This is a genomic window from Ruminococcus flavefaciens, from assembly GCF_900116855.1.
Taxonomy (GTDB): domain Bacteria; phylum Bacillota; class Clostridia; order Oscillospirales; family Ruminococcaceae; genus Ruminococcus; species Ruminococcus flavefaciens_R.
Window position 1 is genome coordinate 1 of record NZ_UETD01000023.1, and the last position, 22,442, is coordinate 22,442.

At 38.0% G+C, this 22,442-nt stretch carries 23 protein-coding genes; 22 read left to right on the plus strand and 1 reads right to left on the minus strand.

The window, feature by feature from the left end; translation table 11 throughout:
• Window positions 1–641: 641 nt before the first annotated feature.
• From DSZ37_RS17220 to DSZ37_RS17535, 20 genes are all read left to right on the plus strand, one after another.
• Window positions 642–2,537, plus strand: a complete 1,896-nt coding sequence (locus DSZ37_RS17220; RefSeq protein ID WP_109728122.1) for a hypothetical protein — start codon at window positions 642–644, stop codon at window positions 2,535–2,537.
• Between the two features lie 5 nt (window positions 2,538–2,542).
• A complete protein-coding gene (locus DSZ37_RS17865) occupies window positions 2,543–2,932 on the plus strand; it encodes an HAD family hydrolase (protein ID WP_278299187.1) in 390 nt (129 codons plus the stop codon).
• A 152-nt stretch (window positions 2,933–3,084) separates the two neighbouring features.
• Window positions 3,085–4,431, plus strand: a complete 1,347-nt coding sequence (locus DSZ37_RS17230; protein ID WP_109728126.1) for an NYN domain-containing protein — start codon at window positions 3,085–3,087, stop codon at window positions 4,429–4,431.
• A 117-nt stretch (window positions 4,432–4,548) separates the two neighbouring features.
• Window positions 4,549–5,031 (plus strand): hypothetical protein, encoded by a 483-nt coding sequence (locus tag DSZ37_RS17235; protein WP_109728128.1) that lies wholly within the window; start codon window positions 4,549–4,551, stop codon window positions 5,029–5,031.
• A 39-nt stretch (window positions 5,032–5,070) separates the two neighbouring features.
• A complete protein-coding gene (locus DSZ37_RS17240) occupies window positions 5,071–5,643 on the plus strand; it encodes a Type 1 glutamine amidotransferase-like domain-containing protein (RefSeq protein ID WP_109728130.1) in 573 nt (190 codons plus the stop codon).
• Window positions 5,644–5,863: 220 nt separating this feature from the next.
• On the plus strand, window positions 5,864–6,115 hold the full coding sequence (locus DSZ37_RS17245) for a hypothetical protein (protein ID WP_109728132.1): 252 nt from the start codon (window positions 5,864–5,866) through the stop codon (window positions 6,113–6,115).
• Between the two features lie 203 nt (window positions 6,116–6,318).
• Window positions 6,319–6,747, plus strand: a complete 429-nt coding sequence (locus tag DSZ37_RS17250) for a DUF6465 family protein (RefSeq protein WP_109728134.1) — start codon at window positions 6,319–6,321, stop codon at window positions 6,745–6,747.
• Window positions 6,748–7,155: 408 nt separating this feature from the next.
• Window positions 7,156–7,632, plus strand: a complete 477-nt coding sequence (locus tag DSZ37_RS17255) for an AraC family transcriptional regulator (RefSeq protein ID WP_109728136.1) — start codon at window positions 7,156–7,158, stop codon at window positions 7,630–7,632.
• 101 nt (window positions 7,633–7,733) lie between these two features.
• Entirely contained in the window at window positions 7,734–7,922 is a 189-nt protein-coding gene (locus DSZ37_RS17260; RefSeq protein ID WP_109728138.1) for a class IIb bacteriocin, lactobin A/cerein 7B family, read from the plus strand.
• 15 nt (window positions 7,923–7,937) lie between these two features.
• Entirely contained in the window at window positions 7,938–8,114 is a 177-nt protein-coding gene (locus DSZ37_RS17530; protein WP_146198216.1) for a class IIb bacteriocin, lactobin A/cerein 7B family, read from the plus strand.
• 386 nt (window positions 8,115–8,500) lie between these two features.
• Window positions 8,501–10,768: a peptidase domain-containing ABC transporter gene (locus DSZ37_RS17270; protein ID WP_109728142.1), complete on the plus strand. Its 2,268-nt coding sequence runs from the start codon at window positions 8,501–8,503 to the stop codon at window positions 10,766–10,768.
• An 11-nt stretch (window positions 10,769–10,779) separates the two neighbouring features.
• Window positions 10,780–12,672 (plus strand): HlyD family efflux transporter periplasmic adaptor subunit, encoded by a 1,893-nt coding sequence (locus tag DSZ37_RS17275; RefSeq protein WP_109728145.1) that lies wholly within the window; start codon window positions 10,780–10,782, stop codon window positions 12,670–12,672.
• Window positions 12,673–12,946: 274 nt separating this feature from the next.
• Entirely contained in the window at window positions 12,947–13,552 is a 606-nt protein-coding gene (locus tag DSZ37_RS17280; RefSeq protein ID WP_109728147.1) for a sister chromatid cohesion protein PDS5, read from the plus strand.
• Between the two features lie 9 nt (window positions 13,553–13,561).
• Window positions 13,562–14,074: an HXXEE domain-containing protein gene (locus DSZ37_RS17285; RefSeq protein WP_109728149.1), complete on the plus strand. Its 513-nt coding sequence runs from the start codon at window positions 13,562–13,564 to the stop codon at window positions 14,072–14,074.
• Window positions 14,075–14,098: 24 nt separating this feature from the next.
• Window positions 14,099–14,269: a hypothetical protein gene (locus DSZ37_RS17290; RefSeq protein ID WP_242978664.1), complete on the plus strand. Its 171-nt coding sequence runs from the start codon at window positions 14,099–14,101 to the stop codon at window positions 14,267–14,269.
• A 24-nt stretch (window positions 14,270–14,293) separates the two neighbouring features.
• A complete protein-coding gene (locus DSZ37_RS17295) occupies window positions 14,294–14,779 on the plus strand; it encodes a hypothetical protein (protein ID WP_109728150.1) in 486 nt (161 codons plus the stop codon).
• 528 nt (window positions 14,780–15,307) lie between these two features.
• The gene (locus tag DSZ37_RS17300) at window positions 15,308–15,883 is read left to right on the plus strand and encodes a sigma-70 family RNA polymerase sigma factor (protein ID WP_109728152.1); all 576 of its coding nucleotides are present in this window, start codon (window positions 15,308–15,310) and stop codon (window positions 15,881–15,883) included.
• Between the two features lie 376 nt (window positions 15,884–16,259).
• Window positions 16,260–19,298 (plus strand): FN3 associated domain-containing protein, encoded by a 3,039-nt coding sequence (locus tag DSZ37_RS17305; RefSeq protein WP_109728154.1) that lies wholly within the window; start codon window positions 16,260–16,262, stop codon window positions 19,296–19,298.
• Complete coding sequence (locus DSZ37_RS17310) at window positions 19,285–19,818, plus strand: class D sortase (protein WP_109728156.1); 534 nt, start codon at window positions 19,285–19,287, stop codon at window positions 19,816–19,818. The genes DSZ37_RS17305 and DSZ37_RS17310 overlap by 14 nt, the downstream gene beginning before the upstream one ends.
• Before the next feature lie 18 nt (window positions 19,819–19,836).
• Window positions 19,837–20,091, plus strand: a complete 255-nt coding sequence (locus tag DSZ37_RS17535; protein WP_146198217.1) for a hypothetical protein — start codon at window positions 19,837–19,839, stop codon at window positions 20,089–20,091.
• Window positions 20,092–20,617: 526 nt separating this feature from the next.
• Here the strand turns inward: DSZ37_RS17535 and DSZ37_RS17315 are convergent.
• Window positions 20,618–21,223, minus strand: coding sequence for an IS3 family transposase (locus DSZ37_RS17315; protein WP_109728158.1), 606 nt, complete (start codon window positions 21,221–21,223; stop codon window positions 20,618–20,620).
• A gap of 185 nt (window positions 21,224–21,408) precedes the next feature.
• On the opposite strand from DSZ37_RS17315, the gene DSZ37_RS17320 reads away from it, so the two are divergent.
• Together DSZ37_RS17320 and DSZ37_RS17325 are read left to right on the plus strand one after the other, a co-directional pair.
• Entirely contained in the window at window positions 21,409–21,969 is a 561-nt protein-coding gene (locus tag DSZ37_RS17320; RefSeq protein WP_109728160.1) for a hypothetical protein, read from the plus strand.
• 16 nt (window positions 21,970–21,985) lie between these two features.
• Window positions 21,986–22,429 carry an SWIM zinc finger family protein gene (locus DSZ37_RS17325; protein WP_109728162.1) on the plus strand — a complete coding sequence of 148 codons (444 nt, stop codon included), beginning with the start codon at window positions 21,986–21,988 and terminating at the stop codon, window positions 22,427–22,429.
• The last annotated feature ends 13 nt before the right edge of the window (window positions 22,430–22,442 follow it).

The following is a 22,442-nucleotide window of genomic DNA, read 5'->3' on the forward strand; positions in this document are numbered from 1 at the left end:
GGAATTGGCAGAGTTACAAAGCTTAATGGAACGATAGCATTGATTATTGCTTAATACATAGAGTATGTCGTCAGTTTTGTTATGCCCAACCATATCGTCATGACTAAATTGATGACATGCCAAAAAAAGCCCGAAATATCGGGCTTTTTTGCTACCCAAATCTCGAAAATTTTACTTCGATTTTCATAGATGACATTGGGCTGTTTTAGCCATGTGTAAGGATTTGAACTCTCAAAAGAGCAGATTCAGTCCTCTCCAAAGGTCGAAATACAGGCAAATATCGATTTTCTTGGCAAAAAATAGTATACAAAGTTTCAGACTCGGTTTTAGTGGTTTTCACGAAATGTGAAAACACTGGAATCGAGTCCTTTTTTGTTTCTACGAAAACCAACTGATAGTAAACCTATCAGCGATTTGTGAGCCGTTTTTGACGGCATCGGTGACAGTTCGGGAAGCTGCACCACCGAGAGCGATTGAAGCCGCTGTGAACGATTTGTGAGCCTGTGAATGAAGCATTTCACTCGGATGTACGATTTTGTTTTTTTCTGAGGCACTCCAATATTATCATGAAGGCTTTTTGATGCTCTTCCGATAGCGCTGCACGTCAAAATGCAGGACTTTAAATTTGAGGTGAAGATGATATGAAACTTAAAAAATCAGCTAAATTGCCTATGATGGAAGACGTAATGTCTATAGAGCCAAGCGAATGGCAGCAGAGAATTCGTTCGGAAATACAGCATGTTCGAAAATCTCATGCGAAAGCAATGAAAGAGAATAAACACATAAGCAGGGGCATTCTGGATTTAGAACCAGCAATGGAAAAACGCCGTGTTTCAGCTCTCTTGACATCATTGGAAGGTCTTGATGATAAAAAACGTAAATTTGCCAGCAATTGGATAACGCTGAATATTTTTAGCGAGAGCTATGTTCCGCTACAGTATGACGGACACGTTCTAAAAGCAGCAGCGATTTGGCTATTGGATAAAATCACTGAATTAGATATTCCGCAAGAGAGGTTATATGAACTTCTTCCGACAGACGAAAAACTTGTATATGACCTATTTACACTCGACTTTTGGGATTGTCAGTACGAAGAAGAACTCGTAGCTAGCGTAGAATACGTACTATACTATAGGAATCAAGATATAGCACCGTTGGAAAGCGACGGCGGCGATGGAGAACGAGTTCTTACAAGCAATCTTTCCGCCGAAGGAAAAGATCATGCAGATGTTCCAAGCAGAAAAGCATTTGAAACACTACTTGATCTGCTTCCAAAATGGATGAAGGATGATGCACTGAAGCAATTCCAAGAGTGTTATCAAGCTTGGTCAGAGCGTTTCTTCACAGGCATAGCGTATTTTCATGAGCAGTATCTTCAGAAACTTAATGAAGCTAATTCAATCTTAAAAGAGGTCAATAGGATCACAGATGAAATTAACGAGAAGGCAGACCGATTCAACAAAGCATATAAAAAAGCAAGTGCAGCTAAAAGAGGCACCACTAAAAAGCCATCCATTAACGCTTTGCTTCTTGATCCGATGCAGACTAAAACTGAATTGTCGGAATCATTGTCCCTAAAACCAATATTTTCTGGAAAGCTAGTTTCTTCAGCGTTTAACGACAGTGGATATACTCCTGACGAGCTTGATATATATATATATCAACTTCAGGAACTTAGCACTAAACATGCCAAAGCTCTCACGGAATTGGATGATATTATGGATAAAAGAGATAGGTTCCTATATGCGATCACACATCGGGGCTATTTCACATCAGATTATATACAGAAAACGTTTCCAATAGAATTACATAAATGTCTTATAAAACCTCTACCGATAACAGATCCTTATGAAATGTGTTTTGCATTATTATACTCAATCGAAATTGGAAGCGATATCCCTTGGCTATATGGTTCGTGTATAGGCATGATGTCTGAGGTCGTCGACAGCCTTCCATGGGGCCTGTCAGATTATAGTGAGATGGATGATCCTTATTGGGAAGATGTACCGCCAATAGTAAGTAAATCACCTGATTTCCCTGACTGGTACAAGAGAGACTACGGCTGGAAAGGCGATGACGAGTATGATATGAGGAACCTTGCTCAAATCGTATATGAGACTACAGGCTGCCTTATGCCGAGAAATATGCATCGCTATGATGCTGAATTGAAGAACCTTGGCAAATTTGGAATTAAACAGAATAAGGCGATAGCTATTTTATACTGTATGCTTGCACTTGGAAATTCACGTCGTCAAATGAGTGCTGCTAACTTCGATCCTGACCTCATGAAAATGTTTACAAATAAAGACAAGTCTGATGAAGAGAGTGAAACTACGCCGCCTACTGACTGGAAGACTCAGAAGGCAACGCTTGAAAAGCAGATAAGCCAGCTTAAATCGGCACTTTATAATGCTGAGAAATCAGCAGAAGAAGCAAAAAAGAAACTGGAACAGCAAAAATCAGTTTCAGAAGCGGAACACAGAGAGCTTGCAGACCTGCGTGAAGTAGTCTTCAATAAAGAAGAATTTGTTAGCTAAGTTGCCTGCAAGAAACAGGGATCCGTACAGGAGTTATAAGCAACCTTTGCTGGTCGGGATCTGCACTGACACGCAGACTCAGAGAGGCTTTTCCAAAACATAGCTTTGATTTCATACTCACATCCAGTGAATACATATTCAGAAAGCCTGATAAGCACATTTTTGATATGGCTATTCACAAGTCAGGACTCGATCCAAATGATATTTGGTATTGCGGAAATGACCTTGCTGTTGATGTTTTAGGTGCGTATAGTGCAGGACTATTCCCTGTTTTCTATGATGATAGAAGTGTACCAAGCAAGATACATGAGAAAAACGACAGCATGACAGTTGATATTCCACATTTACACCTGAGTAATTGGAGATATTTAATGGAAAGCCTCATCATACGATAAATATATAAACTTAAATATTGCGTACAACTGTATAATTGTGTAAATTATATCATAATTCACAAATTATAGTTGAAAGCTGCTTGTATATAGTGTATAATAGTTCTATACGAATATGTATGGAACTATTTTTTTATGAAACGGAGGACTTATGCATGACGAACAAACAATATACTACTGTGGATACAAAGGACCTTGTAACAACAATTGCATATATGATCGGTGTAAGGAAAAGCATTGTTGAGCAATGTTTCGACGAACCATGCCATGAGCTCCTCCAGACCTTATATTCCAATAAGCAAGCCACTATTATACGGTATCTGTGTAAACTGAGGACTACGTTATTACGCAGATATAAAAAGACTGACAACGAGATAAGGTATAATCTCAAAAATCTTAATACTCTTGAATGGTACGACAATGAGAACATCAAGCAGCTCGAAGAGTGGGGCATACCGATAATAAAAGCAAATTACAGGGCTGAAAAATATATGCTGGATATAAATGAACTTATAACAAAGCATATAGAGGATTGTAAGGCTTTATACCCTGACTGGTGTGAATGGTCATATATCCGAGAATTATTCGTTATTCCTCACCATACTAATCCAACAGCCCTGAAACGTGAATTCGAGAAATATATGAAATGTAAGGATTTCTATCCATTTCAGCGTTACATATACTGGACTCCGTATGACTGTGGTTCCATGCTGATGTCTGACAGGAAATTTCTACAGATCATCTACGGCCTTCATCATGACTCTTTTGAGGATTCAAGTAAATATAAGGACGCCAACGAGGAAACAAAGAACAATATTTATGAATTCCTTCGGTGCAGCATGAGAGCTGTCATCGCTGTAGACTGTGAGAATTCTGATGTGTATAAGCTGTATGCGACACTAAAGAATCTTAATCAGGACGAGCTTGACAAAATAGAGAAGATATATCTGTACGATGATCATCACACGACAGTCGGCTGGCGCTGGCTTTCAAATTTCACCGAGATACCGGTTGAGCATATAGTTATTGACCGTGTTACCGAGAGAAAATCTCTTGTTGATATTGTAATGACAGCAGGAGTATGCCAGAGCCACTTCGCTGAGGGGATCGACAGTTTCATACTCGTATCAAGCGACTCTGACTTCTGGGGTCTTATAACATCGCTTCCGAATGCTAAATTCCTTGTCATGTACGAATACGAGAACTGTGGACAAGCAATAAAGAATGCCCTTGAGGAACACGATATTTATTACTGTGCCATTGATGATTTTTGCTCAGGAAACGTAGATGGCTTCAAAAGAGCGATATTGCTCGAAATTCTGAAAAAGTACCTGCCTGATATTCTATATTTGAACGGTAAGGAACTGGTAGAGCATCTGTATGAGGAAGCATGGATCAACGGTACGGATAGTGAGAAAAAGTCATTCTACGAAAGATATATCAAAACATTGTCTTTGAGAATAGACAAAGATGGAAATTTCAACGTTGAAATAAAACGGTGATGATAAGCGAATGTGATAAAACATAAAGTCTGAATTAATTTTAGTAATTTGAACTTTTGATGGAATTGATTATTTGTAACAGCCATGTTATAATAAAAAAAACAGGAGTGATATTATATGACTATTGAAGAATTAGCAAATAAAAAGGCAATGAAAGCAGAAAAATACAACGTATTTATTGACGAAGAATTAAAAACTGAGCAAGCTGGGATTTATGGATACTTTTATAGAGATCCAAGAGGAAATGAACATTGTATCTATGTAGGAAAAGCAACATCTTTCTACGACAGGACATTCAGCAAAAACGGTCATATCCACAAGTTTCTGAGATTTATGGAAACCAATAGAGAAATGTACTCAGACGAATTCTTAAATGATTCAATGGCAACTCTAATTGAAAATAATTGCAGCATCATAGTTCGCTGTCTGGAAATCGTTTATTATTTTGATGCGTTCTTCACTCGAGCTGCACATCGACTTGCCTTTGCAGAGCTATATTGGATCACTAAATATCAAAACATAGAAGAGTGCTTGGATCAAATGCCTGAAGGTGTTGGACCAAATGAAGAAGAATACTGGAGAAACCACTATGCACTTTAAGAAGATTTCAAGAGCAATAACTATGGGAATGGTGATAAGATGCTTATATTAAGTTCAAGTGGATTTAGCACAACACAGGTTCGCTTAAAAATCGGAGAGATTATAGCTGACAAAACAGGAAATATGCTCATAATCCCAATAGCCAGTTTGCTTGGCATGGAAACAGCCGAGAGAGAACGTAACTGTGCTGCAATGCTTGGATTTAAAAAGGAAAACATCTATATCTATGACGAGTTCAAACCCACCGAACTGTTGGATATGAAATTCAGCTATATAGTAGTGCTTGGCGGACATACGCTTAGACTGCTCAGCAAAGTCAGAGAGCTTCACTTAGATACATTCATCAAGGATCAAGTGGCAAATGGTGCTATATACTTTGGATTCTCCGCAGGAGCTTATCTTGCCTGTGACGATATAGAGTATGTAAAGAATTACGACAAGAACGACGGTTTTATTACTGATGGCAACTTTCATGCTCTTGGTTTTACGGATAAATACGTTCTTTGTCACTTCGATTACAGAGATGAAAAAGATATTCAGCTCTGTAGATTGTATATTGGTGACGATGTCGAACTCATAACACTGAATAATGATCAACTAATTAAGCTCTGAATGGTATTGGAGATAAGCTTGTACTCATTCAAAAATGCCACAAAAAGGCTCATAATCAGTTTCAAACACTGAAAAACAATAAGTTGACAGATGTTTGCTAAAGCTGTATAATATAGAATAGCTTGATTACTCAGCAAGTACGCTTCAATAAGACTCCAACGAACATATTTCAGCGATGATTGTATATTCAACTATAATAAAAAGAAAGGAATCTCGGAATATGCAGCACACCCAATACGACATAAATATTACCTTTCTTCAACAGAAAGGTTTTGATACTTCTTCCTTTGCTGGTCTAAAAAAAGCTCTGACATGGCTTAAGAACACTGATGCAGATTGCTTAATGCATGGTGAAGGCAGCGGTGATCCTTTTGATATCATGGTTGGCGAAATGCGACGACCAATGCTAATAGCAAGCGTTGAAGCGGCTATGGCGAAACTGCAATCTAAAGACATCACAGAACCAAATTAATCAGAACAGAGTAACCTTAGAAGATATACTCCAATCAGATTTAGAGCGAATTTTGATTATAATAATATTAGTAAGCCGACACAGTTTTGTCTTAGTCGATATTTATCGTCGGACATCTCTTACTCGGTGATTGTTTAATTGGTTGACAGACACATATTAAAGCTGTATAATATAAATATCTTATAAAAACGGAGGTATATGTAATGCCCAGAAAGAAGAAAACAGAAGTTGCACCCACTGTAACTGAAGTCAAGGCAGAGGTTGTGACCGAAGCTGTCAAGGAGACTGTCGCAGGAGCTCCAGCTGAAAAAACTGCAAAGAAGCCTGCCGTAAAGAAAGCTCCTGCTAAGAAAACAGCTACCAAAGCAAAAACTTCTGCGAAAGCTGCTGAGAAGAAAACTACGGCTAAAGCCACTACAAAGGTCACAAGAACGACCACACCTGCTGAGACGGTCAAGGTCCAGTTCGGCGGTGATGAATACGATTTCGCTGAGATCAAGAAGGCGGTTGAAACCGATTATAAGAACAAATTCAAGGGTAAGGTTAGGACTATCGAGTTTTACATCAAGCCAGAAGATAAGACTGTTTATTATGTCATAAACTCCGACTTCTCCGATAAAATTGGCCTTTGATACAGAATAACGAAACTACGGGAACAACTCGCTGAGAGCTGTTCCCGTTTTTATAATAATGGAATAAAAATGTAATCATCTGCTTTAAATCCTTGTGAGTAGTTTTCTTGAATTAGTGCAGTTTCACCATGAAAGAACTTGAAGTAGCACAACAGCAGAGTATCGAAATTGATTCAATTGTCCAAAAGCAATGACTGTTAGAAATCATTGCTTGATAAATTATTAACCCCATCTCAAAACTATTTTTAACTGAACTTAGTTCGAAAGACTGTAAACCTTACGAAACATTTTTAGGCGAATAATGCAAATATAAAGCGTTTGATGCAAAGATTTGACTTCAGCTAGTACAGAATATATAATAAACGATGAATGTAACATTCATTAAACTATATATCCGAGGTGATTAAAATGCACGAAATAACAGAAAACGTTGTTCTTGAAATGACTAATGTCCTTTCCTTTAGAGGGAAAGTTACTCAACAGCAATTAAATGAAATATCCAAAGAAATAGAAACACTTATCAAATCTAATAATGCACACAAAAAAGGTGGAAGTGTTTCTGCCACATATGCAGTGGATACTACTGGAACAATTCCACTTATTGATATGGAATTGCTCATTCCACTTGACAAAGACTTTCCTGTTAACGAGCCTTATAGGTTTAAACCAGTTTTCAAGTTAAAAAATGCAATAAAAATCAGGCATGAAGGAAGTCCTGTATATTTACAAAATACTGCAAACGAGCTCATGAGATACATTTCAGAACATGGATACACTCCAGCAACAGCGGGATATAATGTTACCGTAAAAGAACCAGCAAATCAGGCTGATATTAATAATATGATAGTGGATATTTATATAGGTGTAAATGATAATATTCTTTAAAAACTATTTAGAAGATATTAAGATGAGTAATTATAGAAAAAGTGCACGTTCTATAATGATTAATCTTAATATAGATTTATAATTAATGGAGGTATAAAACAATGAATCATGTGATGAAAAAAACAGATAGTTTCATAGAGCTTTCTGCGAATGAAATGAAGGAAATAAACGGCGGTACAGATGTCGCTGGTGCAGCTATAGCATTTGTTGCCCTTTGCGGTGCGGCAATTGTTGGCGGTTTTGAGGCAGGAAGAGCATTTGTACGCGACCTTAGAAAGAAATTCTCATAATAGAAAGGAAATAATATGGAACTTACTTATTCAAACTCTTTTGTTGATATCACAGACTCTTCTGAAATCTATGATGTAAATGGAGGATCCGTATCTCTTGGAACAGCCATTTTAGTCGTAGGTGCTTGTGTACTTGCTTGTGTTGTTATCGGCTTTATTGCTGGTTGCATCTATGAAGCAATTATGGGCTAAATGAACGTAATTTAATAAATATGTGAAAACTGTTACTCTATTAAGGTAGCAGTTTTCACATAAACAATAACTGATAGGAGTAATTATGAGAGAACTGTCCTTAACTGAAATAACTAATATTAGGAAAGTGCTGACCTGCTTAACTGTAATCTTATCAATTTGCGCAATAAGCATGAGGTTTTTTGGTATCTATCCTAAGTTTAATACTATTTCTTTTGTTTTACTTGGAGTATTCAGTATTTTATGTTTTGCTCAAAAAAAAGATAATAATTATAGCAATAACTTCTTTCTTGCTTCGTTAATTGTCGGAGATGCAGCTTATTTATTGTCATTGTTTTTTTTACTTGGAAGAAGCTTTATAAGTAAGTTTTAGTAGAATATTATATATGAAGTATTACTGCGTAAAACAACACGATATAACAGACTGTGGGGCGGCATGTCTTGCAACCGTTTCAAAACAATATGGACTTAACTTGTCTATTTCTAAGATAAGGGAAGTCGCAGGCACAGATAAGCAAGGAACAAATGCTTATGGTATGATCAAAGCAGCTGAACAGCTTGGTTTTACAGCTAAAGGCGTCAAGGGCAACCAGGACGCCTTTTTCAGTGAATTTCCCAAACCTGCTATTGCTCATGTGGTTATAGATGGTAAACTTCTTCACTATGTCGTTATACATAAAGTAACTAAAGATAAAATCATTATCGCAGATCCTGCAAATGGAATTGTCAACTACACTCCTGATGAATTCTTTAAAATCTGGACAGGAGTGCTTATAATACTTGTCCCAACATCTAAATTTCAGAAAGGAAACGAAAATAAAGGTGTAATGTCACGCTTTTTTAGCTTGATGATACCTCAGAAGAGACTATTAATTAATATCTTCCTTTCTTCTCTGATTATAACAGTATTTGGAATACTCGCATCATTCTATTTTCGATTTATTATGGACGATATCGTCCCAAATTCCATGAGGAAAGCATTGATAGCACTTTCAGTAGGTGTTATTTTGCTATATATATTCAAAGCAATACTTGAAGCGTTCCGATATCATCTTATGCTGTACCTGGGACAAAAACTGGATATCCCATTGATACTTGGCTACTATGAACATGTCCTCGGCTTGCCAATTAACTTCTTCGGAACACGAAAAATCGGAGAGATCGTGTCACGATTCACTGACGCTTCAAAAATAAGAGATGCAATTTCAAGTGCTACACTGACTATTATGATAGACTCTCTTATGGCTATTGTAGGCGGTGCAGTGCTTTTCTCTCAGAACCATACTCTGTTTTTCATAGCTGTTATAATAGTTATCCTTTACGGAGCTATCGTTCTTGCTTTCAATAAGCCAGTCAAAAAGATAAATGAAACGCAGATGGAGAACAATGCACAGGTAACATCTTACCTTGTGGAAACACTTAACGGAATTGAAACTGTCAAAGCCTTTCACGCTGAGGATAAGGCTCAAGCTAAGACTGATAAGTTGTTCGTGAAGCTTCTGAGAAGTGTATTCAAGGGCGGAATGATAAACAACGCCCAACAGTCGCTGACAGGTATCGTTTCCACTATCGGCGGTACTGTTATACTGTGGGTAGGAGTTGTGAATGTTCTGAACGGAAATATGACACTTGGAAGCCTCATCACTTTTAATGCACTGCTTGCGTATTTCCTTGATCCTGTAAAAAATCTTATTAATTTGCAGCCTACAATGCAGACTGCTATCGTAGCAGCCGAAAGACTCTCGGAGATACTTGATCTTGAACTTGAAAAGGTACAGGACGAAAAGAGAAAACTCTACCCTGCATCACTGAATCTGCCTATAAGAATTGAAAATCTTGATTTCAGATATGGCACCAGAAGGCTTGTGCTTGAAAACATCAATATGTCAATCAACGCAGGTGAGAAAATAGCTCTTGTAGGCGAAAGTGGTTCTGGCAAAACTACGCTTTCTAAATTATTGATGAACTTCTATCCGTGGGAAAAAGGAGAAATATTCATCGGTGACTATAACCTTAAAGATATCAACCTTGAAGCACTCCGCAATAGAATCGCATACATATCGCAGGATATTTTCCTATTTAGCGGTACGATTAGGGAAAACCTTGAACTTGGTAATGAAGATGCTACTATGGAGGATATTATTGAAGCCTGTCGTCTTAGTAAAGCTGACGAGTTTATCAATAGTATGCCATTAAGATATGAAACAATGCTTGAAGAAAATGGTGCCAACCTCTCAGGCGGGCAAAAGCAGCGTCTCGCCATTGCAAGAGCATTGTTGAAAAAGCCAGATATCCTTATCATGGACGAGGCTACAAGTAACCTTGATTCTATAACAGAAAAGGCTATAGAAAAGACTATAAATAGTCTATCCAGAAATATCACTACGATAATCATTGCGCATAGATTAAGTACAATTATGCGATGTGATAAGATATTTGTAATGGAAAAGGGAAGGTTTATTGAACAAGGAACACACAGCGAGCTGATAGCAAACAGAGGTAGATATTATGACCTTTGGAAAGATCAGCTCCCCGAGAATTATACGGATAAGACCGACACAGCGATTGTAGAAGATAACAGCGTTGATAATAACGATGATAGTGATCAGGCTCCTTTTTCTGCGTACCCTGTGTTTATCAATCCTATGGCGTAAGGGGTAATCAGATGAAAGGAATAGTTATAGACCTTAAAGACATATCCGATAGCCGCGAGATGATGGAGAGTGAGGAGTCACCCAAAATAAGGTGGTTCATCTACATTCTCCTTACAGCTGTTGTGGTTGCTGTCATTTTTTCCTATATATTTAGAATAGATGAGTATTCAAGAGTAAACGGTGAAATTAAAACACAGGAAGCAGCAAGCTCTGTAATCTCGATGAATAACTGTAAAATCAAACAGATATGTGTCACCGAAGGACAGGAGGTTAAAACAGGTGATATTCTTTTTTTGCTTGATTCCGAATACACCGAAGGGCAGAAAAAGATACTGGAAGATAAGATGAGCACTTATAATTCCAATCTTGCTAATACTGAGCTGTTGAAAAAAAGCATCGAAGAAAACAAGAATCTCTTTAAGAACACTTCTGAGGATTCCAAATTTTATTACCGATATGAACAATATAAGAACGGAACACTACTTACAGCTCAGGAAATAGACAATACAGCATTGAATGATGGTTTATCAAAGGAAGATAAGGAAAACTCACTGGCTTCAACGAACAGTGTTTTAATTGACAAGAAAGATCAACTCTTAGAGTATAATTCTCTCATTTCATGTATCAGAAATGACTCTATTTATTCAGGGAAAAACAGAGAGGTATCAGCCGTATATAATGAATATAATACAAATTATCAGAAAGCTTACCTATTGAGTGAGCAATATAGAATAGCCTACGAAAGTGCACAAAATGCTTTTGATAACCAATCGTCAACGGATAATATATCGTACTCTCAAGTTGAAAGTGCCAAATTAGCAGTTGACAATGCTTACTCATCACTTAATGAGCAAAAGAATTATTATATGGTTGATATACGTTCAAAAATCGTTATCTTAGAAAACCAGCTTGCAAATGACAACGAAAATGTCGAACTGCAGAAAAACTTAAATGAGCTAAACAATCTAAAATATGCTATACAGCAAGGAACAGGTTTTAGCTCCACGGACAGCACTCTCCAGGCAAGCTATGATAATTATATTACTAATTACAATGCTCTTGCTGAGGACTACGCCAATAAAACAGCAGAATACCAGCGTTTATACAACGACTACTCCTTACAGAGCAGAAATGTATCCGTAACCGATGCAGATGTATCAAAGGCGAAAAACGCATATGAGACTTCTATTATTGATTTGGAAGCAATAAAAAACAATTATATCTCTCAAGTACAGACGAAAATAACAGCGCTTGAGGCAGAGATTAAATCGCTCGATAATAACAAAAAGAGCCTGGAGGTCTCACTAAAAAACGTCAAGGATCTTGATACCTATGAAAAACTTTCAGCCGACAAACTGAAAAACGAAGCTGTTGTAGCTGTAAATTCAGAGATAGATGGATTAAGAGATAATATAAACTCATTGAAATCACAGCTAGCAGAAATAGATGAGACTATAAAAAATTCTGAAATCAAGGCCACAGTTGATGGTACTGTTACATTGATAAGTGAACTGAGCACTGGAGATATTGTTCAAGCAGGCAGTTCATTGTGCAGCATTATACCCGATAGTGAGAATTTGAAAGTCACCTTGTACATACCTGAAAAAGAGATAGCAAAGGTAAAGATTGGGCAAAAGACTGAATACTTTATTGATGCAATCCCCTATGATGAATATGGAAGCCTTACAGGTGAAATAATTTCAATCTCTGCTGATTCAGTAGCAAGCGAATCAACAGGTACTAAGTTTTATATCGCTCAGGCAAGCTTATCAGCAAACTCTTTGACTAATGAGGAGGGTACTGTGCGTGAACTCCGAACAGGCATGCTTCTTGAAGCAAAATCAATTTCTGGATCAAAGCGTGTCATAACCTGGCTGCTAGAGAAACTTAATTTTATAGATTAATATAATTGTTTATTCAAAGGCACTCCTTGATTTCAAGGAGTGCCTTTCTTAAATTATGATATCCTAAAGAAGTATATAGGCTGTGTGCTGACTGAGCAGGTCAGGGCACTCTCTATAATATCGACCTTTGATTTGACGGTATTGTAACGGGAGTGACTCGCTCAGGGTTGCACCCGTTTTATCATATACTGGATTGAAAAGCAGGGCTGAATGTGGTATAATTGAAAATATAAGCATTGTTCGCAACTATACGAAGTTATGAGGTGGTATTTAATTGAACGAAACAGAACTCTATAAGGAACTCGGAATACTGACAAAGAACAAAGAGCGATGGGAAGAAAGCGTACCCTATGTTGCATCTCTGCTTTCCCATAAGTCCGTGAAAATACAGGCTAAGGCACTTTGGCTGATCGGTGAAATGGGGCTTTCTTATCCGCAGTCGGTAAAAGATACAGTTCCCGTTATTGCTTCATTCTTGGATAGCAATGTATCGCTCCTGCGTGAACGTGCGGTCAACGCACTCGGCAGGATTGGACGGGGCGATTATCATTTGATCGAACAGTACTGGTCGATCCTGTTCCGCTTCGCCAATGATGAAGATGCAAAGGTCAGACTGAGCTTTATATGGGCTTCTGAGAATATCGCCACGAATACGCCTGACACCTATGAGGGCTATATGTCCGTATATGCGGAACTTCTTCACGATGTGGACGATAAGGTAAGAATGGAAGCTCCTGAGATATTCCGTGTTCTCGGCAAACGCCGACCGGAATTTGTTCAACCGTTCCTTGAAAAACTGCAGCACATATCTGAAACCGATGAGAACCGTGTTGTGAGGATACATTGTTTGGGTGCGATAAAGGCTGCAACATCGAAATAGGTGATTTTTATGAAGGACTATATTCTACTGCTACCCATTCTCTTTATTTTTCATGATATGGAGGAAATTATCGGGTTTGGCTACTTTTTCAGAAACAACAAACAGCTTTTTGAGCGCTTTCCAAAGATAACCGCTGCATACAAAGATTTCTCGGCTGAGGGATTTGCATTGGCTGTGTATGAGGAGTTTATCCCGTTCTTTGGTATCAGCTTATTGGCTTTTTTCTTTCCGTGTAAAGTGCTGAACGCACTGTGGCTTGGTCTTATGATCTCTTTGACGGCACATTTCCTTGTGCATATCGGACAGAGCATTTATATCAGAAAGTATATCCCTTCACTGATAACAAGCCTTATCTGCTTACCACCGAGTGTAATAATCATTATTAAATCATTGAGTATCATCAACATTGACTTGGTGACTGTCATTCTGATACCTGTTGCGATTTTCGGAATGATTATAAATCTAAAGTTTGCCCATAGTCTCATGCATAAATACGGTAAAAAACTGAGTGGCAAGAAATAGAATTATGATATAGGAGTGAATCCCATGTATACTTGGTTCTATACTGAAAAGTCTGTGCTGTCACCAATCATCACAAAAGCACAGCAGCTACCGCTTACGGATACGGTCAGGAACACCATGTCACGTTCGGCAGAAATGTCGGGCAATATCCGTCCGACCGATATGGAAGCGGTGTTTGCCACATATATCAAGTAATGAGCAGATCAAGAAAGAGAGTATATGGATATGTTGTTTTTCAAGAAAAAGAAAAAAGATGTGTTTCTGCCTGAAACAGAAGAATATATCTTCAAATTTCCACTCTATGTTGAACTATACAAAAGAGGTTTTGAAGATGTATTCGATTACGAGCCGATAAAACTATGTGGAAAAGAAGCCTATAGCAGGATATTGCAAGATATAAATGGAAAGAACTACATATCTGAATGTTGCGAGGCATTCAATATGGCTGAAATTCAGCAATACTATCCCAAAGCAGGAATAATTTTTGACGCAGAACTCAAAATTACTGATGAAGGTGTTGCCTTGATTACTGTCAAGTTGAAAAAAGGCTTATCAGAGAGTGAAAAAAACGATATATATGATTTCTTTAACGGACAAATGTCCGATGGGTGGGGTGAGGATTCGATTCCGGAATTTGAAGCTGATGAAGATGATCCTGATATTGAGTGTTTTCAAATCTCTTTTTGGAATTATAACTCTGAATAAAATTCGTGCAGATACCAAGATATATATTCATGAAGTGGTATGATTATTAAACACTGATAATCTAATAACTATAGCTTAAACGGAGGCTTTCGAGCCTCCGTTTTTTATTATCAAAGAAAATTTTTCGGAAATCCTCCAAAAAAAGGATGGAAAAATTTGCGATTTTCACTTGATTATCACCTTATCATCATATTGAATGTCGCATTCATATACAAAGTCAATAACAGGAGTCAAATGAATATCCCATTTCTCAAAGTTTTACACAAAAACGGACCCTCCTTTTTTTGAGCTGTTTTCACATAGTGTTCTATGGTAATATATAGACACAGTCAAGGGAACGATACCCAAGGCTGAATAAAATATTCAAAGCCTGATATGCATTAAGGGCCGCGGATACAAATATGGTTTTTCTTTAAGAAAAGCATATATTTTGTACCCTTACCTTGTCATGCCCTAATCAGGTGAGCTCGGAGTCTGCGTACATATATATGCAGGCTCCATTTTTGTGTCCGCAGAAAGGACACTAAAATGGGAAAAATCTATTGCAAGATCGACATGGAGAAGGTCGAGAAGATCATCAACCAGAAGGGATTCTACTTCATTTGCACTAAAGTGCTGTACCCTGATTTCGTCGGACCAAAGTACATTATAGTATCTGACGATCTTGATATCACAGTAAAGCATCCGAAAACAAAAGGCATGATAATTGTATCGACGGATAAATTCAAGTCAATGGCCGAGGAATACAACAGATACTTCGGCAATGAGGACAGAGAGAAGCATAGATATTCTAAATATCATAATGTGGATGGATACTTTGGAGACACTACTGAAGGTGATGACGTAGATAACACGACCGATATTATGGATGTTGACCTAATCCCAATAGAAGACATTGTTGAGGAACACATAGGCTATGAAGAAGTAATAAAAGCTTTTGATTGCTTAACTGATACACAAAAAGAAAGAATAAAGAAATACTATTTCCAGCAGATGACATATGATGAAATTGCTGCTTCGGAGAAGATAGGAAAAATGACGGCATATAGGTCAATAAGAGCTGGCATAAACAAGATTAGAAAAAAAGTTTCAGAAAATTTTTGAAAAATGGGCTACAAAGTACCTCTCCCATTCCTTTATAAGTAGAGGGGCAAATAAAAAAGCCTTTCAGAAACTTGAAAATTGAATAGCAGCACACAAGTGTGCAGCAAGATCGGTGCAGGGAAAAGAACCTGCAAGCCGCGGGCATCCATACGCCACGACCTCGGAAACGAGCGAGCGATAAATATGAGCATGGCGGTACGAAGGTGAGAACACCAACTTAGACGATCCGCTTTGGATAAAGATTGTTTCACAGGCTCAGCTTGATTCAGCGAATATAACGCCTCCCGGAGCGTGGTTTGAAGACGGACAGCGTGGAATAAACAAGGGTAACAAGAACGGATATAACTTCCCGAGCGATACAGGTCTTGAAAGAACCTTGCTTTGGTTTGTTGATGGTGAAGTATATAATGACTATACCACAACTTACTACATTTACAAGGATCGTGAAAAGATACCTGTATATACATACTCACAGTTATCCGATTACTCAGCTTGGAGCACAGAAAAGCCCGAAGAGTCAGCAGATAAGGTTATCGAGGAAAGAGTAGTCTACAGATATGTGCCTTCAGACACAAACACTACTGAAAACACTGACGGCGAGATGCGTACAATAACAGGAAACGTTGATCCTGTATTTGCCGGAAAACAGGCTATCCTCTTTGTTTATAAGATAGACGAAGCTGCTGATTATACTAACGAGGCTGTTGCACAGACAACAATCGGTGAAAACGGAGAATACTCATTCGAGTTTAAGCTCCGTGAAGAGCCTACTAGCATGAGCGTAAACGGCGAAAAGAAGCCCACAGGCGACTTTACAGTTACACTCGGAATCGAAGGCACTTCATCAGTAATCTATTTGGATCCTATAAAGGCTCCTACTCCTGAATATACCGTCGAGTATGTGGATTACGATGGAACAGTATTGCTTAGCACAACCGTTAAGGACGGTGAAGCAGCGCCTATTCCTGAAAAAATTCCCGAGAGAAAGGGCTATACTTTCGCAGGCTGGAACAACGATCCTTCAGAGATTCATTCAAATGTTACAATGACAGCTATATATACTAAGAATGTGTATACAGTCGCATTTGTTGACTGGAGCAATGAATCTGTAGTATTACAGCAGTATAAGTACGGTGATCCCATTCTTCCTCCTGAAGTTAACGCGCCTATTGGCATGGTATTTAAGGGTTGGGATATACTGCTTGACGGAACTTCTGTAGTAACTGAAAACCTTGTTGCAGTTGCTACATATGAACCCAAACAGCTTGAAGTTAGCTTTGTAGACTATGACGGAAAGGTTATATCTACTCAGACAGTTGAATATGGTAAGACAGCTGTTCTCCCTGATGCATTAGATGACTTAACAGATAGAGCATTTATGTTCTGGAGTATCAGTCAGAATACCCCTATAACTGAAGATATAGTCGTAGAACCAGTCGTAAACTATTTTGAGACAGCTGAAACACCGAGTGTATCATTAGAGTCAGATGCATACGATACTGAGCAGACTGTTGAAATCACAACTTCAGATAAGTCAAAGATATACTATACTTTAGACGGTTCAGATCCTTCTGAAAATGGTCTTGAGTATAACGGAACAATAAAGATTACCAAGTCTTGCGTTCTGAAGTGTATAGCTAAGGACAACAACAAGAATAACAGCGCTGTTGTTACAAAATACTATGCTATCAACAGTGGTGAAGCCTTAACGGACTATATGGATTATAGCCTGTTACCAGAATATGTTCGTCAAAACGCAGCTGACTATAAGGTTACTTCAACAAAGGGATATCGTTATCTCATGAAGAATAACGTTAAGTCAAAGAGCGAGTATGATAGCCTTCTTAAATCAGGCTGGACTGTTGAGTCTGAGTCATGGAGCGAGTGGTCTGACTGGACAACATCGCTTGATGGCACATCAGATATGATAATAGAACAGAATTCAAAGGATGCAGAACCTGTTGATGTACCGTTCTATCAGTATTCACATTATAAGTACTATGATGAAGCCTCGAAGAGTTATCAGTATTCAGCGACAGAACTTGAAGGTGTAGAATGCACATATGAAAGCATCGAATCTCCTGATAAGCTCACAATAGCTGCATTTGTTGACGGTGTTTCAACATACACTCTCAATGGTCAGACATGGTTTAACCAGGAGTCTATAATGAAGAGTGTTATCCCAAGCGATAAGCTTTATCAGTATCGTTATAAGACAATTGTTATGACAAAAACGTCAGGCTGGGTAGAAAAACTTCCTGACGGAGCTAAAGCTGTTGAAGAAGGCGAAGTATTCTGTTATGTTGAACCTGAAAGATACATCGTCGAAATTAGGTCAGCTGACGGAGCAACATTATATAAGAACCTTGAGATTGCTAACAAGACAATTGCAATTGATGAGTCTGTTCTTGAACGTGAAGGTTTCATTATAACAGAACTTGTTGACGAAGACGGAAATGCGTGGGATCTCAATAAAGATGCTGTTACGGAGAATACAGTTCTTACAGTCAATTATAAGCCTGTAACTTACACGGTTACATTTAAGGATTCTGATGGTACAGTTGTTAAGGAGTGTACTGTTGACTGTTTCATGAATGCTGTACCACCGGTTATGGAAAGCGACGACGAAAACGTATTCGTGGGCTGGGATAGCGATAAGTACTTATCAGTAACAGAAGATATGGTAGTTACAGCTAAGTATATTCCTGCTGACGAAATGCCGACACTGAAGTCTGCACGTGATTCATACTATATGTATCCCGGTAACACAAGAATACTCTCCGCTCTGACATCTAACATAGACAAGGAGACAGAAACGATTATATGGACTTCGATGAATCCCAAGATTGCTACAGTAACCGATGATGGCAGACTTGAGGCTGTAAGTGAGGGTGAAACAGATATTGTCATATCAGAGTTATCTTCAGGATTAATGGCAATTTGTACAGTTAATGTAGCTGCTGATCCGTCATCTGTTATAGATGATAATCCTCCAACTACAACAACAGAGAACGATCCTTCAAGCACAACTACCACAACTACAGTAACTCCTGACCCAACTACCACAGACACTCATATCGCTTCGGATGAAGACCTGTGTGAATGGGCAGAAAATGATTACCAGAATAAGAATGGTTTAACATTTACAAATTCATTTGTCAAGGAAACTGGCGATGGAGATTATCAGATAATGATAACCGATAAATCCGGAAAGATACTTGACACGTATACTATTGATCCAGAGACAGGAAAGGGCGTTAATTCTGAAGGAGAAGAAGTAGACCTGCCTCAGACAGGTAATAATTCCCTCAGAAAACTGCTCATAATCATAAGCTCATTAATGCTGATAGGCTTTGGTATGATTGCAATGTATGCTTCTGGTATCATAAGACGTAAGAAGAATGAAGAGCAATAAGAAAAGGCCGACCTACACCAAGAAACAATGGGCCCTGTTTATAACAGGGCTCATTGCCCTATTTGTCGGTATGAGTATCATAGGTTTTTATGGTGTGAGAAAAATCTATAGGGAAATACAAAAGCAAAAACTACTTCGAGATAATCCTGTAGTAGAGATAACTGAGCTTAATATAAAGGCTCCTATTCTTGAAGGAACAGAACAATCAGTTTTATCAAAAGCAGCGGGGCACTTTACAGGAACAGGCGATTTCGGAAAAGGCAATTATTGCATAGCAGGTCACAGTAGCACTATTTATAAGGAATATTTCAACAGCTTAAAAAATGCCAAGTCTGGTATGAAAGTTAATCTGTATGATAAGAATAAAAAGTGCTATACATACATCGTTGAAGAAGTTAAGATAGTTGAGCCAGATGAAACATGGATACTGGATGACTTTGGAGATGCCCGTTTAACAATAATAACGTGTACTGATGACGGCTCACAGCGGTTAGTAGTTGTAGCTATACTTAGTCAGTAAAGAGAAAGTGGTGATTATATGAAATGTAAAAAGATAATACTTAGTCTACTTGTGATCGCAACAATGATGATACCGACATCTGTTTGTGAACATAATTCAGAAAAGAAGGAGACTAACATAGAGCATACTGATTACGGAGAATGTAACGATTACGGTATATGGAGTATTTCAGATACTGATAGTATAAGGGAAAATGAAATCACGAGTTACGATTTAACAATTTATTGCACTCATGATGAATCGGGCGGATATAGGAAGTGCAGATTCTCGTGATATAATAGCGATACTGATAGGCTTCCTTGAAAGAATAATAATATGCTCGTTTATAAAAGTCCTCTTTATAAACGAGCTTTTATTAGAGTGATTTTGAGTGCATTATATTGTAATGAGTTTTTGATATATTGCACAAATAATGCTTATATGATTTTCGTAATAATGTGGGGTTCAAATTGCTTGGCCCCTTTTTCTGTGTTTCAACCCCTGAGTTCAAAAAAGATATTGACAATCAGCCAAACGTGTGGTATTATAATGAAACACCTGAAAAGATGAATACTAAAGAAAGGCAGGAGAAATAATATGGTATATATAACTGGAGACATTCACGGTTCGCTGGAACCTATATATGATTGATATGACTAAGCCTTTCTGACCCCGCACGTTCAGAAAGGTTTTTCATTTGTAAGCTGTTGTTGCCTATATATCGGCAATTACGGCTTTTCTTTTTATCTGAAATAATTGGTTATGATACGACTAAAAATCTGAATTCTGTAAATAAAAATCGAAGTGTTCTGCACTTTTTTCATTTTTTATAATATTCTTCTTCGTATTCATCAGGCGATTTATAGTGATCGGCTGAATGTAGGCGCTCGGAATTATAGAAGTTGATATAATTTTCAATTATCCTGTAAAGCTCCGCCTCACTGTTTATTTTCCTTCGGTACAGTTCCTCCTGCTTTAACGAAGAAAAGAATGATTCTGCAACTGCGTTATCATGAGGAGTGCCGGAACGTGAAAACGAATGAACCACTTCATTCTCCTTCAGATAGTTTTCAAACGTCTTTGAACAGAAATTGCTTCCATTATCCGTGTGAAGGATCAGACCGGGTGACGGCTTTCTTGATGTGATTGCTCTTTTCATAGTTGTCTTTACAAGCTGAGTGCTGTTGTGTTTGCTGATGTGGTATGCTACAACTTTGCGAGAAAACAGGTCAATTATTGCACATATGTAGTAATAATAATCACCATAACTGAAAACAGTTACGTCACTCACCCACACTTTATTTGGTGAATCGGCTTTGAATTGCTGTTTAAGGATATTCTTTTTCCGCTTTTCTTTGACGTATTCCTTCTTTGGATTTGCCTGCTCATGACATCCTGAGCGGACATAGTAATAATTATAGCATATCTTAAAGAATAATCAAACTTAAAACGTTTCAATAATATGCCTTGAATCATAGTTATCTGTATGATATAATAAAGAAAACAACTACGGAATCAGGTGAAACAATGAACAGCATAGGCATATATGCCCGTAGATATAATTTCATCAAGAGAGTTCTTATCGACTACTTTGGAAAGAGGCGACGATAAATGAATGAAATAGATAAATTAAGACGAGCAAAGTTGTATATGGACAAACTATCTAACGGCGTTGATCCGAATTCAGATATGCGTGTTCATGAAGACGATATTGTTCGAGATAGTCGTGTTATTGCTTGTTTTGAGTACATTTCACGTGTGCTTGAATGGGAGATAGAATCGTTTGAGAACAGACCTGCGGCTCCGGAAAAGCAAAGACGCAGACGAGTTTTCATAAATGATGATCAGTTTTCGCAGTTGCAGCTTAATTACGGAGAATGTAAAGTAAGCGATATTGCTAATGAGATAAACAGAGTTATTGCTGATAACGGTACAAAGAAAATGCAGGCTGCCTGGATAAATGACTGGCTTGAAAGTATAGGGATGATGACCAAAAACGCCGACGGAAACAGAGTAGTAACCTCTATAGGAGAGGATATCGGAATTTCATCACACCTTAAAACAAGTCAGCGAGGAACAGAGTATTATCTTAATCTGTATTCAGTGCAGGCACAGTCTTTCATTTTTGATAATCTGAGAGCGATAATCGATCATCATTATGACCGCAGCTGAGCAATAGGGAGTAGCAATGGATTGGAAGAAATTATTTAATCCCATTATTATTGAAAGAGGATATGATTATTATCGTAATGGGAATGCAGAAATACTCAGCTCAATGGCTGATGAAGTAAATGCAGTAGTTTCAGGTTCAGACGACTATGAGGGCAGCATCTATCTTTCTGACGGGGAAATTGATGATATATACTGCGATTGTCCGTATGCTTCTGACGGCAATAATTGTAAGCATATGGCTGCTGTATTATATTTGTTTGAGGACTTGCAAAATCATTCAAATCCACATTATACAGATATTGAAAGTCTTATTGCCGATACATCTTCTGAGCAGTTAAAGAAATTTCTCATAAATGCGATGAGATACTTACTACCGATCTTGATGATGACGGAGATATTAGTTATTTTCAAAACTGCTGTCTTGAAATGCTCTCGACTATCGCTGATGAGTCGGACATAAAAACAAGACGCAG

Bases quoted from the DNA above. Each gene is read 5' to 3' on its own strand.
- DSZ37_RS17220 (WP_109728122.1), top strand. From the start codon at position 642: ATGAAACTTAAAAAATCAGCTAAATTGCCTATGATGGAAGACGTAATG.
- DSZ37_RS17230 (WP_109728126.1), top strand. From the start codon at position 3,085: ATGACGAACAAACAATATACTACTGTGGATACAAAGGACCTTGTAACA.
- DSZ37_RS17235 (WP_109728128.1), top strand. From the start codon at position 4,549: ATGACTATTGAAGAATTAGCAAATAAAAAGGCAATGAAAGCAGAAAAA.
- DSZ37_RS17240 (WP_109728130.1), top strand. From the start codon at position 5,071: ATGCTTATATTAAGTTCAAGTGGATTTAGCACAACACAGGTTCGCTTA.
- DSZ37_RS17245 (WP_109728132.1), top strand. From the start codon at position 5,864: ATGCAGCACACCCAATACGACATAAATATTACCTTTCTTCAACAGAAA.
- DSZ37_RS17250 (WP_109728134.1), top strand. From the start codon at position 6,319: ATGCCCAGAAAGAAGAAAACAGAAGTTGCACCCACTGTAACTGAAGTC.
- DSZ37_RS17255 (WP_109728136.1), top strand. From the start codon at position 7,156: ATGCACGAAATAACAGAAAACGTTGTTCTTGAAATGACTAATGTCCTT.
- DSZ37_RS17260 (WP_109728138.1), top strand. From the start codon at position 7,734: ATGAATCATGTGATGAAAAAAACAGATAGTTTCATAGAGCTTTCTGCG.
- DSZ37_RS17530 (WP_146198216.1), top strand. From the start codon at position 7,938: ATGGAACTTACTTATTCAAACTCTTTTGTTGATATCACAGACTCTTCT.
- DSZ37_RS17270 (WP_109728142.1), top strand. From the start codon at position 8,501: ATGAAGTATTACTGCGTAAAACAACACGATATAACAGACTGTGGGGCG.
- DSZ37_RS17275 (WP_109728145.1), top strand. From the start codon at position 10,780: ATGAAAGGAATAGTTATAGACCTTAAAGACATATCCGATAGCCGCGAG.
- DSZ37_RS17285 (WP_109728149.1), top strand. From the start codon at position 13,562: ATGAAGGACTATATTCTACTGCTACCCATTCTCTTTATTTTTCATGAT.
- DSZ37_RS17290 (WP_242978664.1), top strand. From the start codon at position 14,099: ATGTATACTTGGTTCTATACTGAAAAGTCTGTGCTGTCACCAATCATC.
- DSZ37_RS17295 (WP_109728150.1), top strand. From the start codon at position 14,294: ATGGATATGTTGTTTTTCAAGAAAAAGAAAAAAGATGTGTTTCTGCCT.
- DSZ37_RS17300 (WP_109728152.1), top strand. From the start codon at position 15,308: ATGGGAAAAATCTATTGCAAGATCGACATGGAGAAGGTCGAGAAGATC.
- DSZ37_RS17310 (WP_109728156.1), top strand. From the start codon at position 19,285: ATGAAGAGCAATAAGAAAAGGCCGACCTACACCAAGAAACAATGGGCC.
- DSZ37_RS17535 (WP_146198217.1), top strand. From the start codon at position 19,837: ATGAAATGTAAAAAGATAATACTTAGTCTACTTGTGATCGCAACAATG.
- DSZ37_RS17320 (WP_109728160.1), top strand. From the start codon at position 21,409: ATGAATGAAATAGATAAATTAAGACGAGCAAAGTTGTATATGGACAAA.
- DSZ37_RS17325 (WP_109728162.1), top strand. From the start codon at position 21,986: ATGGATTGGAAGAAATTATTTAATCCCATTATTATTGAAAGAGGATAT.